The sequence below is a fragment of the Dactylosporangium sp. NPDC000244 genome (assembly GCF_040300725.1).
Taxonomy (GTDB): Bacteria; Actinomycetota; Actinomycetes; order Mycobacteriales; family Micromonosporaceae; genus Dactylosporangium.
Map to the genome: position 1 here is coordinate 1 of NZ_JBEPEH010000088.1, position 14,511 is coordinate 14,511.

2 protein-coding genes are annotated in these 14,511 nt (G+C 76.4%); both read right to left on the minus strand.

Going from position 1 to position 14,511, the window contains the following annotated elements:
- The coding region (locus ABT369_RS56955; RefSeq protein WP_350626985.1) for a type I polyketide synthase at positions 1-10,615 on the minus strand (10,615 nt) is incomplete at its 3' end.
- On the minus strand, positions 10,612-14,511 hold a 3,900-nt coding region (locus ABT369_RS56960; protein WP_350626987.1), incomplete at its 5' end, for an SDR family NAD(P)-dependent oxidoreductase. The genes ABT369_RS56960 and ABT369_RS56955, both read right to left, overlap by 4 nt.

The following is a 14,511-nucleotide window of genomic DNA, read 5'->3' on the forward strand; positions in this document are numbered from 1 at the left end:
CCGCGAACACCGGACACGACGAGAACAACCCCGCCGCCATACCCGCCGACTGACTCCCCTGACCCGGGAACACCCACACCATCCGCCCGCCGTCGCCGGAGGCGACGTTCAGCTCGTCCAGTCCGGCGAGGAGTGCCTCGGTGCTCCGGCCCACCGCGGCCGCCCGGTGCTCGAAGGCCGAACGCGTCGACGCGAGGGACCAGGCGATCCGGTCGGCCGGGAGCCCGGGGTTGGCGCGGACGAACCGGGCCAGCCGCGCGGCCTGGGCGCGTGCCGCGGCCGCGGTCCGGCCCGACACCGGCCAGATCACGGCGCCGGTCACGATGCCGTCGGTCTGCGGCGTTTCGGCGGCCGGCTCCTCGGGCATGGCCAGGATGACGTGGGCGTTGGTGCCGCTGATGCCGAACGACGACACGCCCGCCCGGCGCGGACGGTCGGTCGCCGGCCACGGCCGGGCCTCCGTCGCCAGCTCGACCGCGCCGGCCGTCCAGTCGACGTGCGGGGTCGGGGCGTCGACGTGCAGGGTTGCCGGTACGACACCCGCCTGCATCGCCAGGACCATCTTGATGATCCCCGCGACACCCGCGGCCGCCTGGGTGTGGCCGATGTTCGACTTCACCGAGCCGAGCAGCACCGGGGTGTCGCGGTCCTGGCCGTACGTGGCCAGGAGGGCCTGGGCCTCGATCGGGTCGCCCAGCGTGGTGCCGGTGCCGTGGGCCTCGATGACGTCCACATCGGACGGCAGGAGCCCGGCGTCGGCGAGCGCCTGCCGGATGACCCGCTGCTGCGACGGCCCGTTCGGGGCGGTGAGTCCGTTGGAGGCGCCGTCCTGGTTGACCGCGCTGCCGGCGACGAGCGCGAGGACGTGGTGGCCGAGGCGGCGCGCGTCGGAGAGGCGCTCGACAAGGAGGAGGCCGACGCCCTCGCCCCAGCCGGTGCCGTCGGCGGAGGCCGCGAACGCCCGGCAGAGCCCGTCGGGCGACAGGCCGCGCTGGCGGGAGAACTCCACGAGCAGGCCGGGCGTCGCCATGATGGTCACGCCACCCGCGAGGGCCAGGTCACACTCGCCCCGTCGCAGGGACTGCACCGCGAGGTGCAGGGCCACCAGCGACGATGAGCACGCTGTGTCCACGGACACGGCCGGTCCCTCCAACCCCAACGCGTACGCCACCCGCCCGGACACCACCGACGCTGCATTGCCCGTGCCCGCAAAACCACCCGTGTCGTCCACGGCTCCCATCAACAGAGCCCCGTAATCCTGGCCGTTGGTCCCCACAAAGACCCCAACCGGCGCACCGCGCAACCCCTGAGGATCCACCCCGGCCCGCTCGATCGCCTCCCATGCGGACTCGAGGAGAAGCCGCTGCTGGGGGTCCATGGCGAGGGCCTCGCGGGGGCTGATGCCGAAGAACCCGGCGTCGAACTCGCCGGCGTCGTAGACGAACGCGCCGGAGCGCACGTAGGAGGTGCCGGCGCGGCCCGGGTCGGGGTCGTAGAGGCCGTCGATGTCCCAGCCGCGGTCGGTGGGGAGGGTGGAGACGGCGTCGCGGCCGGCCGCGAGCATCCGCCAGAACTCCTCGGGGGTGTCGCTGCCGCCGGGGAAGCGGCAGCTCATGGCGACGATCGCGATCGGCTCCTCGGCGCCGTCGGAGACCCCGGTGGGCCGGGCCGCGGTCGCGGTGGCTCCGCCGAGCTCCTCGTCGAGGTGGCGGGCCAGAGCGGTCGGGGTCGGGTAGTCGAAGACGAGGGTGACGGGCAGCCGCAGCCCGGTCGCGGTGGCGAGCCGGTTGCGCAGGTCGACGGCGGTGACGGAGTCGAAGCCGAGGTCGCGGAAGGCGTGGCCGGGCACCACGTCGTCGGGGGCCGGATAGTTGAGCACGGCGGCGGCCTGGGCCCGGACCAGGGCGAGCAGGGTGGCGTGGCGCTCGGCGGCGGCGAGGCCGGCGAGGCGGGTGCCGAGCGGGGAGCCGTCGGCCGTCTCGGTGGCGGTGGCGGGGGTCTCGGCGCGGAGCCGCTGGACGTCGGGGACCTCGGCGATGAGCGGGCTGGGACGGGTCGCGGTGAAGGCGACGAGGTACCGCTCCCAGGAGATGTTCGCGATGGTCAGGAACGCCTCGTCGTGGTCGAGGGCCTGTTGGAGGGCGGCCACGGCCAGCTCGGGGGCCATCTCGGGGGCGCCGTGGCGGTCGAGGGTCCGGCCGAACTCGCCGGCGGCCATCCCGCCGCCGCCCCACGCGCCCCAGGCGATCGAGGTCGCGGCCAGCCCGGCCGCCCGGCGGTGCTGGGCGAGGCCGTTGAGGAAGGCGTTGCCGGGCGCGTAGTTGGCGACCCCCGAGGCCCCGGCGGTGCCGGCCAGGGACGAGAAGAGGATGAACGCGGACAGGTCCCGGTCCCGGGTCAGCTCGTGCAGGTTGAGCGCGGCCATGGCCTTCGCGGCCAGCGCCCGGTCGAGCTGGTCGACGGTGAGCGAGTTGATCACGGAGTCGTCCAGCACCGCGGCGGTGTGCACGACGGTGGTCAGCGGATGCTCGGCGGGGATGGCGGCGATGACGGCGGCCAGGGCGTCGCGGTCGGTGGCGTCGCAGGCGGCGATGGTGACGCGGGCGCCGAGCGCGGTCAGCTCGGCCTCCAGCCCGTCGACGTCGACGGCGTCGCGGCCGCGGCGGCTGACGAGCACGAGGTGCTCGGCCCCGTTGTGGGCGAGCCAGCGGGCCATGTGCCGGCCGAGGGCGCCGGTGCCGCCGGTGACGAGCGCGGTGCCGGTCGGCCGCCAGGTCCGGGCCGGGGCGGCGCCGGCGAGCGGGGCGCGCAGGAGCCGGCGGCCGAGCACGCCGGCGGGGCGGATCGCGGTCTGGTCCTCGCCGGTGCCGCCGGCCAGCAGGGCGCAGAGCCGCCGGCCGGTCTGGCCGTCGAAGGTCTCGGGGAGGTCGACGAGGCCGCCCCAGCGCTCGGGGTGCTCCAGCGCCGCGACCCGGCCGAAGCCCCAGACGAGCGACTGCAGCGGGTTCGGCAGGAGATCGGTCTCGCCGGTGCGGACGGCGCCGCGGGTGGCGCACCACAGCGGCGCGCGGAGCCCGGCGTCGCCGAGGGCCTGGACGAGGGCGACGGTCGCGGCGAACCCACTGGGCACGGCGGCGTGGCCGGCGTGCGGGCGCTCGTCGAGGGCGAGCAGGGACAGAATGCCCGCGATCGGCTCGCCGCCGGTGGCGTCGGACACGAGGGCGGCCAGGGCGTCGCGGCCGGTCTGGTCGGGCCGGATCAGCACCGGCACTGCCTCGGCGCCGGCGAGCTCCAGGGCGTCGACGCACTCGGCGGCGGTGTCCATCGCGACGCCGGCCGGGGTGAGGATCAGCCAGACGCCGTCGAGGGTGCTCGCCGACGGCAGCGGGATCGGGCGCCAGGCGTCGCGGTACCGCCACGAGTCGATCTCGGCCCCGCTGCGCTGCTCGCGCCGCCAGGACGACAGCGCCGGCACTAGGACGTCGAGCGAGGAGCGGGTGTGCTCGCCGAGCTGGGCGACGAGTTCACCGACGTCGGCGCGCTCGACGGCGGCCCAGAACGGGTCGTCGGCCGGGCTCGCCGCCGCGTCGGCGCCGGGCTGCGCGGACGGCCAGTAGAGCTTGCGCTGGAACGGGTACGTCGGCAGGTCGACGCGGCGCGGATGGAGCCCGGCGAACGCGGGCCGCCAGTCGACGCGGGCCCCGCCGGCGTGGGCCTCGGCGAGCGAGGTGAGGAACCGGTCGAGGCCACCGTTGTCGCGGCGCAGGGTGCCGAGCACCGCGGCGGGCGGGGCCGAGGAGTCGGCCTCCCGGACGTCGTCGACGGTCTGCTGGACGGCCAGGGTGAGCACCGGGTGCGGGCTCACCTCGGCGAACACGCCGAAGCCCTCGGCGAGCAGGCCGCGGACGGCCTCCTCGAAGCGGACGGTCCGGCGCAGGTTGCGGAACCAGTAGGCGGCGTCGAGGGTCGTCGTGTCGGTCCAGCCGGGCTCGACGGTGGAGTAGAAGGGGATCTCGGCCGGGCGCGGCTCGACCCCGGCCAGCTGCTCGGCGAGCCGGGCCTCGATCCGGTCGACCTGGGCCGAGTGCGACGCGTAGTCCACGGCGATGCGGCGGACCCGGACGCCGCGGGCCTCGTAGGCGGCGACGAGCTCGTCGAGCGCGGCGGTGGCGCCGGAGACGACGACCGACGCGGGGCCGTTGACCGCGGCGAGCGCGACCTCGCCGGGCCAGCCGGCGATCGTCGCCTCCGCCTCGGCGGCCGGGGTGGCGACGGAGACCATGCCGCCGAGGCCGGCGAGCTCGAGGATGGTACGGCTGCGCAGCGCGACGACCCGGGCGGCGTCCCCGAGGCCGAGCGCGCCCGCGACGCAGGCGGCGGCGATCTCGCCCTGGGAGTGCCCGACGACGGCGGCGGGCTCGACGCCGTAGGAGCGCCACAGGGCGGCGAGGGAGACGCCGACGGAGAACAGGACCGGCTGGACGACGTCGACCCGCTCCAGCGGCGGGGCGCCCTCGACGCCGTGGATGACGTCGAGCAGGGACCAGTCGATGTGCGGGGCGAGGGCGGCGGCGCACTCGTGCAGCCGCTCGGCGAAGACCGGCGCGGTCGCGAGGAGCTCGGCGGCCATGCCGGCCCACTGCGCGCCCTGGCCGGGGAAGACGAAGGCGACCTTGGCCGGGCCGGCCACGCCGCGCACGGCGTTCGCGGTCTGCTCGCCGGCGGCCACGGCCCGCAGCGCGGCGACGTGCTCGGCGGCGGTCCGCCCGAGGGTGACGGCCCGGTGCTCGTGCGTGGCCCGGGTGGTGACGAGGGAGGTGCCGATGTCGGCCGGGTCGCCGGTCTCGGCCACGTCCGCCAGCGCCGCGGCGGCGGCTCGCAGCGCCTCGTCGGTCTTGGCGCTGACGACCCACGGCAGCGTCGTCGCCTCGCCGCCGGGCCTCGGCGTCACCGGCTGGTCGGGCGCCTGCTCGAGGATCGTGTGCACGTTGGTGCCGCTGATCCCGAACGACGACACCGCGGCGCGGCGGGGCCGGTCGACGGCGGGCCAGTCGCGGCGCTCGGTGAGCAGCTCGACCGCGCCGGCGGTCCAGTCGATGTGGGTGGACGGGCGCTCGACGTGCAGGGTCGGCGGCAGCACGCCGTGGCGCAGCGCCATCACCATCTTGATGACCCCGGCGACGCCCGCGGCGGCCTGGGTGTGGCCGATGTTGGACTTGATGGAGCCGAGCCACAGCGGCCGGTCGCGGTCCTGGCCGTAGGTCGCCAGCAGCGCCTGGGCCTCGATCGGGTCGCCGAGCGTGGTGCCGGTGCCGTGGCCCTCGACGGCGTCGATGTCGCCGGTGGTGAGCGCGGCGTTGGCGAGGGCCTGGCGGATGACCCGCTGCTGGGCCGGGCCGTTCGGGGCCGTCAGACCGTTCGAGGCGCCGTCCTGGTTGACGGCGCTGCCCCGCACGACGGCGAGGATCGGGTTGCCGTCGCGGCGGGCGTCGCTGAGGCGTTGCAGCACCAGGACGCCGGCGCCCTCGCCCCAGCCGGTGCCGTCGGCGGCGTCGGCGAAGGCCTTGCAGCGGCCGTCGGCGGCGAGGCCGTTCTGGCGGGCGAAGCCGATGAAGATGCCCGGGGTCGCCATCACGGTGACGCCGCCGGCGAGGGCCAGGTCGCACTCGCCCTGCCGCAGGGCCTGGGCGGCCAGGTGCAGCGCGACGAGCGAGGACGAGCACGCTGTGTCGACGGTGACGGCCGGGCCGTGCAGGCCCAGGGTGTAGGCGACCCGGCCGGAGATGACGCTGGCGCTGCTGCCGGTGGACAGGAAGTTCTCGTCGGCGCCGCCGGTGGCCATGAGCAGCGAGCCGTAGTCCTGCCCGTTGGTGCCGACGAAGACGCCGGTGGAGCTGCCGCGCAGGGCGTCCGGGTTGAGGCCGGCCCGCTCGATCGCCTCCCAGCAGGTCTCCAGCAGCAGCCGCTGCTGCGGGTCCATGGCGAGGGCCTCGCGCGGGCTGATGCCGAAGAAGGCCGCGTCGAACTCGCCCGCGCCGGCGACGAAGCCACCGTCGTTGGCGACGTTCCAGCCCCGGTCCGCGGGCACCGGCCCGAGCGCGTCGACGCCGTTGACGACGAGGTCCCAGAGCTGCTCGGGTGAGGCGACCCCGCCGGGCAGCCGGCAGCCGATGGACACGATCGCGATCGGCTCGTCGGTGGCGGTGCCGGCCGCGGCGGGCCGGTCGATCGCGGCGCTCCCGGCGGCGGTCCCGGCAGAGAGCTGGTGCAGGTGACCGGCGAGCTCGGCGACGGTCGGGTAGTCGAAGACGACGGTGGACGACAGCGCGAGGGCGGTCGCCTGGGCGAGCCGGTTGCGCAGGTCGAGCGCGGTCAGCGAGTCGAAGCCGAGGTCCTTGAAGGGCCGGTCGGGCAGCCGGTGCCGCTCGGGGTAGCCGAGGACGTCGGCGGCCTGGGCGGCGACGAGGTCGGTGAGCTGGGCGAGGGAGCGCCCGGCGGGGACGGTGCCGGCGGTGATGTGCGGGGCCGGTTCCGGGTGGACGCCGGGCAGGTCGTGCAGGAGCGGCTGCGGGCGCTGGGCCGCGAGGGAGCGGGCGAGCCGGGGCCAGTCGGCGTCGACGACGGCGAGGGCCGGGTGCGGGCCGTTGACGCGGGCGAGGGCGCGCACGGCCTCGGCGGGCGGGAGCGGCTTGAGGCCGCCGCGGGCGAGCCGGGCGGCGGTGGCGGCGTCGGCGGCCATGCCGGCCTCGGCCCAGGCGCCCCAGTCCAGGGCGGTGCCGGGCAGGCCCCGGTCGCGGCGCCAGGCGGCGAACGCGTCGGCGTAGGCGTTGCCGGCGGCGTAGTTGCCCTGCCCGGCGCTGCCCCACACGCCGGCGACGGAGGAGAAGAGCACGAACGCGGACAGGTCACGGCCGGCGGTCAGGTCGTGCAGATGACGTACGGCCTCCACCTTGACGGCCAGCACGCGCTGCATCCGGTCCGCGTCGAGCCCGTCGAGGACCCCGTCGTCGAGGACGCCCGCGGTGTGCACGACCGCGTCGAGGTCCTCGATGCCGTCGAGCACCGCGGCGAGCGCGTCCCGGTCGGTGCAGTCGGCGGCGACGATGTCGACGGCCCCGAGCCGCCGCAGCTCGTCCGCGCCCGGGGCGGCGGGCCCCTGCCGGGACAGCAGCACCACGCGGGTCGCGCCGTGCTCGAGGGCCCAGCGCGCGACGTGTGCGCCCAGTGCGCCGGTACCGCCGGTGACGAGCACGGTCCCCTTCGGCGCCCAGGCGTTGGCCGGTGCCGCGGTGCGCACGAGCCGACGCCCGTGGATGCCGGAGCGGCGCAGCGCGACCTGGTCCTCGGCCGCCCCGGCGAGCACGGCCGGGAGGTGCCGCAGCGCCAGGTCGGAGCCGGGCGCCCCGGCGGCCGGCAGGTCGATCAGCCCGCCCCACCGGTCCGGCCGCTCGACGCCCGCGACCCGGCCGAGCCCCCAGGCGAGGCTGGACAGCGGCTCGCTGATCCGCTCGCCGGCCCCGACGCTGACGGCGCCGCGGGTGACGCACCAGACGGGCGCGGTGCTGCGCTGGACGGTGTCGAGCAGCAGGGCGACGCCGGCGGAGACGCCCGGGTGCCCGGCGAGCACGGTGTCGTGCTCGGGCACGACGACGATGACCCCGGCCGCCCCGTCGAGTTCGTCCCCCGCGGTGGAGACGGTGGCGCCGGCGGCCTCCAGGATGCCGGCGATGTCGGCGGTACCCCCACTCGCCGACAACACCACCCAGCGCCCGGTGAGCCGGGCGTCCGCGGCGGGCGTCGGCAGCGGCTGCCACTGCACCCGGTGGCACCAGCCGTCGAGGGCGCTCTCCCGGGCCCGGCTGCGCCGCCACGCGGACAGCACCGGCACGAGCGCGTCGAGCGAGCCCCGCACCCCCTCCCCCGCGCCGAGCCGCTCGACGAGGTCGGTGACGTCCTCGCGCTCGACGGCAGCCCAGAACTCGGCGTCGGCCCCGAGGATCGGCAGCGCGCCGGGCTCGGGCCAGTAGCGGGTCCGCTGGAACGGGTAGGTGGGCAGGTCCAGGTGCGTGTCGGCGGTGTCGGCGGCACCGGCAACGGCCGGCCAGTCGATGTCGACGCCGGAGACGAACAGCTCGGCGACGGCCCGCAGCAGCGACTCCCGCTCGTCCCGGCCGCGGCGCAGCGTCCCGGCCACCACGGCGTCGCCGGCGGGCAGGTGCGGTACGAGCACCGTGTCGGGGCCGACCTCGAGGAACGTGTTGATGCCCCGGTTCCGCAGCGTCGTGACGTCGTCGGCGAACCGGACGGTCTCGCGCACGTGCCGCACGAAGTACTCGGCGTCGAACGCGGCGATCAGCTCGCCGGTGACGTTGGAGACGATCGGGATCTTCGGCGGGTGGAACGTGACGCCGTCGAGGACCGCGCGGAACTCGGCGAGCATCGGGTCCATCAGCGCCGAGTGGAACGCGTGGGAGGTCCGGAGTTTGCGGGTGCGGTGCGGGGTCTGCAGGGCGTCGATCGCCTCGGCCGGTCCCGACAGCACGATCGCGTCCGGCCCGTTGACGGCCGCGACGGCGACGCCCTCCGGCAGGTGCTCGACCGCGCCCGCCACCGCGAGCATCGCGCCGCCGGACGGCAGCGCCTGCATGAGCCGGGCGCGGGCGGACACGATCGCGCAGGCGTCCTCGAGCGACCAGACACCGGCGACGTAGGCCGCGACCAGCTCGCCGATCGAGTGGCCGCCGACGACTTCGGGCTTGAGGCCCCAGGCGCGCAGCTGCTCGTACAGCGCCACCTCGATCGCGAACAGCGCCGGCTGCGTGATCTCCGTTTCGTCGATCCGCTCGTCCGGCAGGTTGCCGAAGTGGGCGCGCACCTCGTCGTAGACGCGGGTGAAGACCGGATGCACGCCGTACAGCTGCGAACCCATGCCGGCGCGCTGCGCACCCTGGCCCGAGAACAGCACCGCGACCCGGCGGCCGGGTGTCGCGATCCCGGTCACGGCGCCGGAGAGGTCGGACGGATGCTCCGTGACCGCGACGGCCCGGTGCTCCAGGACCGACCGCGCCGCGATCGACGTGCGGCTGACCTCCGCGGCGGTGGCCTCCGGGTGGGCCTCGACCCAGCGGTTCCACTGCCCGGTCAGGGCCTCCAGCGCGGCGGCGCTGCGGGCCGACAGCAGGACCGGCACCGGCCCGGTCGGCGGGGCGGGCCGGGCCGTGGCTTCGGTCTCGGGGGCCTGCTCGAGGATCGTGTGCGCGTTGGTGCCGCTGACGCCGAAGGACGACACGGCGGCCCGGCGCGGGCGGTCCGTCGCGGGCCAGGGCCGGGCCTCGGTGAGCAGGGACACCGATCCGGCGGTCCAGTCGACGTGCGGCGTCGGCTCGTCCACGTGCAGGGTCTTCGGCAGCACCCCGTGGCGCATCGCCATCACCATCTTGATGACCCCGGCGACACCCGCGGCGGCCTGCGTGTGCCCGATGTTCGACTTGATCGAGCCGAGCCACAGCGGGCGCTCACGGTCCTGCCCGTAGGTGGCCAGGAGGGCCTGCGCCTCGATCGGGTCGCCGAGGGCGGTGCCGGTGCCGTGCGCCTCGACGGCGTCCACGTCGGACGGCGTCAGCCCGGCGCTGGCGAGGGCCTGGCGGATGACCCGCTGCTGGGCGGGGCCGTTCGGGGCGGTGAGGCCGTTCGAGGCGCCGTCCTGGTTGACCGCGCTGCCCCGCACGACCGCCAGGATCGGGTGGCCGAGCCGCTGCGCGTCGGAGAGGCGTTCGAGCAGCAGCAGGCCGACGCCCTCCGACCACGAGGTGCCGTCGGCGGCCGCGGCGAACGCCTTGCAGCGGGCGTCCTGGGCGAGGCCGCGCTGGCGGGAGAAGCCGATGAAGACGTGCGGGGTCGCCATGACGGTGACACCGCCGGCGAGGGCCAGGTCGCACTCCCGCTGCCGCAGGGCCTGCCCGGCCAGGTGCAGGGCCACGGTCGACGACGAGCACGCGGTGTCGACGGTGACGGCGGGGCCCTCGAGGCCGAGGGTGTAGGCGACGCGGCCGGAGACGACGCTGGCCGCGTTGCCGGTGAGCAGGTGACCCTGGGCGCTCTCGCTCTGGGCGAGCACGCCGTCGTACCCCTGCGACGACGCGCCCACGAAGACGCCGGTCCGGCTGCCGCGCAGGGCCGCGGGGCTGAGCCCGGCCCGCTCGAAGGCCTCCCAGGACGTCTCCAGCAGGAGCCGCTGCTGCGGGTCCATGGCGAGCGCCTCGCGCGGGCTGATGCCGAAGAACTCGGCGTCGAAGTCGCCGGCGCCGTAGAGGAAGCCGCCCTCGCGGACGTAGCTCGTGCCGGGCTTGTCGGGGTCGGGGTCGAAGAGCGCGTCGAGGTCCCAGCCGCGGTTGCCGGGGAACTCGGCGATGCCGTCGGCGCCGTCGGCGACGAGCCGCCAGAGGTCCTCGGGGCCGGCCACGCCGCCCGGGTACCGGCACGTCATCGCGACGATCGCCAGCGGCTCGCTGTCGCGGTCCTCCAGCTCGCGCACCCGTCGCCGGCTGCGGCGCAGCTCCGCGGTGGTGCGCTTGAGGTACTCGACGTATTTCTCGTCCTCGACGGCGCCGGTCATTGTGTCTCCAGTTCGCGGTCGATCAGGTCGAAGATGTTCTCGGCGGTGGCCCGGTCGAGGTCGTCGTCGTCCTCGGCGCCGGGGTCGCGGCGGTCGGTGAGCCGCGACAGCAGCGCGCCGAGCCGCTCGGTGACGGCGGTGAACCCGTCGTCCGCCGGGTCGAGGCCGGCCAGCAGCGCCTCGAGCCGGTCGAGCTGGTCCGCGGCCCGCTGCCCCGCGGTCGGGGCGGCGGTGACGAGCTGGGCCAGGAGGTGCTCGGCGAGGACGTTCGGGGTGGGGTGGTCGAACACGACGGTCGCGGCGAGCCGCAGGCCGGTCGCGGCGCCGAGCCGGTTGCGCAGCTCGACCGCGGTGAGCGAGTCGAAGCCGAGCTCCCGGAAGGCGCGGCCGGGGTCGATGCCGGCCGGGTCGGGGTGGCCGAGCACGACGGCGACGTGGGAGCAGACGAGCGCGAGCACGGCCGGGCCGCGCTGGTCGTCGGGCATTGCCTCGAGCCGCGTCCGCAGCCCGTCCGCCGCCTGCTGCGCCCCGCCCGCGGCGACCGTGCGCCGGGCCGGGCGGAACAGCCCCGACAGCAGCGGCGGCACGGGGCCCGAGCCGGGCTTGGCGGCGAGCCGGGTCGGCACGAGCAGCGGCCGGCCGGAGCGCAGCGCGCGGTCGAAGAGGTCCAGCGCCTCGGCGGTGGCCAGGGCGTCGACGCCGGCCCGGACGAGCCGGCGCACGTCCCCGGCGGCCAGGTGCCCGGTCATGCCGCTGGCCTGCTCCCAGCGGCCCCAGGCGAGCGAGGTCGCCGGGTGGCCGTGGGCGCGGCGGTCGTGGGCGAGGGCGTCGAGGTAGGTGTTGGCGGCGGCGTAGTTGCCCTGGCCCGGGCCGCCGAGCACGCCCGCGGCGGCGGAGAAGAGCACGAAGGCGGCCAGATCCATCCCGCGCGTGGCGTGGTGCAGGTGACGGGCGGGGTCGGCTTTGGCGCGCAGTACCGTCGAAATGCGCTCGGGCGTCAGGGACTCGATCACCGCGTCGTCGAGGAGGCCGGTCGCCACGATCACGGCGGTCAGCGGGGCGGCGGGGTCGACGCCGGAGACCAGGTCGTCCACGGCGTCGGCGGCGGTCAGGTCGGCGGCGGCCACGGTCACCTCGCAGCCGGCCGCCTTCAGCTCCGCGGCCAGGTCGACGGCGCCGTCGGCGTCGAGGCCGCGGCGGCTCGCCAGCAGCAGCCGGCGGGCGCCGTGCCGCCGGACGAGGTGTCGGGCGAGCAGTGCGCCGAGGGTGCCGGTGCCGCCGGCGACGAGGATGGTGCCGTCGGGGTCGATCGGGCGCGGGATGGTGACGGCGATCTTGCCGATCTGGCGCGCCTGGCTGAGGAAGCGGAACGCCTCCGGGGCCTGGCGGACGTCCCAGGCGCGCACCGGCAGGGGCCGCAGCACGCCCCGCGCGAAGAGGTCCATGAGCTCGGTGAGCATCGCGCCGATGCGGTCGTAGCCGGCCTCGATGAGGTCGAAGGCGCGGTACCGCACCCCCGGATGCTCGCGCTCGACGTCCTCCGGCGGCCGCTTGTCGGTCTTGCCGAGCTCCACGAACCGCCCGCCCTCGGCGAGCAGCCGCAGCGACGCGTCGACGAACCCGCCGGTCAGTCCGTTGAGGACGACGTCGACGCCGCGGCCGCCGGTCTGCTCGCGGAAGGCGTCCTCGAAGTCCAGGGTCCGCGACGATGCCAGCGTGATCCCGGCCGTGCGCAGCGCCGGCCACTTGCCGGGGCTGGCGGTGCCGAAGAGGTTCGCGCCGAGGTGCCTGCCGAGTTGTACGGCCGCGAGCCCGACCCCACCGGCGGCGGAGTGGATGAGCACGGACTCGCCCGGCCGCACGTTCGCGACGTCGACGAGACCGTAGTAGGCGGTGAGGAACGCGACCGGGACGGTGGCGGCCTCGGTGTAGGACCAGCCGGCCGGCTTGTGCGCGAGGAGCCGGGCCTCGGTGACGGCGGTCGAGGCGAACGAGCCGGAGAAGATGCCCAGCACCGCGTCGCCGGGCGCGAACCCGGTGACCTCGGCGCCGACCTCGGCGACGATCCCGGCACCTTCGTTGCCCAGGACGTGCTGGTCGGGCACCATGCCGAGGGTCAGCACGACGTCGCGCAGGTTCACGCCGGAGGCTCGCAGCTCGACCCGGACCTGGGTCGGGCCGAGCGGAGCGGCGGCCTCCAGCGCGGGCCGCACGACGAGGCTGTCGAGGCTGTGCTGCTCGCCGACGTCGAGCCGCCACGGCAGCGCGTTGGTCTCCGGCAGCACGACGGTGCCGTGGCGCCCGGCCCGGGCGAGCCGCGGGACGAGGAGCGTGCCGCGGCGGACGGCGAGCTGCGGTTCGTCCCCGCTCAGGCGGTCCTCGGCGGAGCCGTCGGTGTCGAGCAGGACGAACCGGCCGGGGTGCTCGGACTGGGCCGAGCGGACCAGGCCCCACACGGGGGCGGCGGCCAGGTCCGGCACCGCCTCCGCGCTGTCGACCGCGATCGCGCCGCTGGTGCGCAGGACCAGCCGGGCGGCGTCGAGGGCCGGCTCGGCGAGCCAGGCCTGCAGCAGCGCGGCGGTCTCGGCGGTGGTGCGCAGCGGGTCGGTCCCGGTGATGTCGGCGATGACGGCGTCGGGCGCGGGTTCGCCGGCCGCGATGGCGGCGACGAGCTCGGGCAGGGGGCGGCGGTCGACGGTGTGCTCGGTGGCGGACGTTTCGATCCAGTCGATCTGGTACATCGAGTCACCGCCCGCCTCCGCGGCCGCCCCGGCCCCGGCGGCGGGCCGGAACGCGAGCGAGGCCACGGCGGCGACGGGCTCGCCGTGCTGGTCGTCGACGGTCACGCGGACCGCGTCGTCGCCGGCCGGGGCGAGGCGCACCCGCAGCCGGGTGGCGCCCTGCGCGTAGAGGTCGACGCCGGCCCAGGCGAACGGCATGTACGCCCGGCCCTCGGCCTCACCGAAGAAGCCGCCGAACGCGGTGGCCTGCAGGGCGGCGTCGAGCAGGGCCGGGTGGAGCCCGAACCGTTCGGTGCCGGCGTCCGGCTCGGGCAGCGCGACCTCGGCGAGCAGGTCGTCGCCGTGGCGCCAGACGCGCTCGAGCCCGCGGAAGGCCGGCCCGTAGTCGAGGCCGCGTTCGGCCATCGCCGCGTACCACTCCGCGGGCTGGAACGGGATCGGCTCGGCCCCGGCGGGCGGCCAGGCCCCGGTCGCGCCGCCCGGGATCGTCTGCCCGGCGGGCGCGACGAGGCCGTCGGCGTGCCGGGTCCAGGGGGCCTCGAGGGAGGCATCGACGGGGCCGTCGGGCTGGGAGTGGATGGTGACCGGCCGGAGCCCCGACTCGTCGGGGGCGCCGACGCGCACCTGGACGCGGACGGCACCGGTCTCCGGGAGGGCGACGGGCGCGGCGAGGGTCAGTTCGGCCACCCGGTCCGCGGCGAGTTGCTCGCCCGCCCGGAGCACCAGGTCGAGCAGTGCGGTGCCGGGGACGATGACGGTGCCGCCGACGCGGTGGTCGGCGAGCCACGGCTGGGTGGTCACGCCGAGCCGCTCGGTGACGACCAGGCCGTCCTCGTCGGCGAGCCGCACGGCCCCGAGCCCGTCGGAGGCGGTGTGGTGCTGTGCGGTGGTGCTGGGCCAGAACCGTTGCTGCTGGAAGGGGTACGTGGGCAGGTCCACGGTCGCGGTCCGGCCCAGCACCCGGCTCCACGCGACGGGGTGGCCGAGCGTCCAGGCCTTCGCGAGGTTGGTGAGCAGCCGGGTCGGCTGGTCGGCGTCGCGGCGCAGAGTGTCCAGCACATGCGCGTCGTCGACGATCTGCGTGAGCGCCATGGTGAGCACCGGATGCGCGGAGACCTCGACGAACGTCCGGTGCCCGGACTCCAGCGCGGTCCG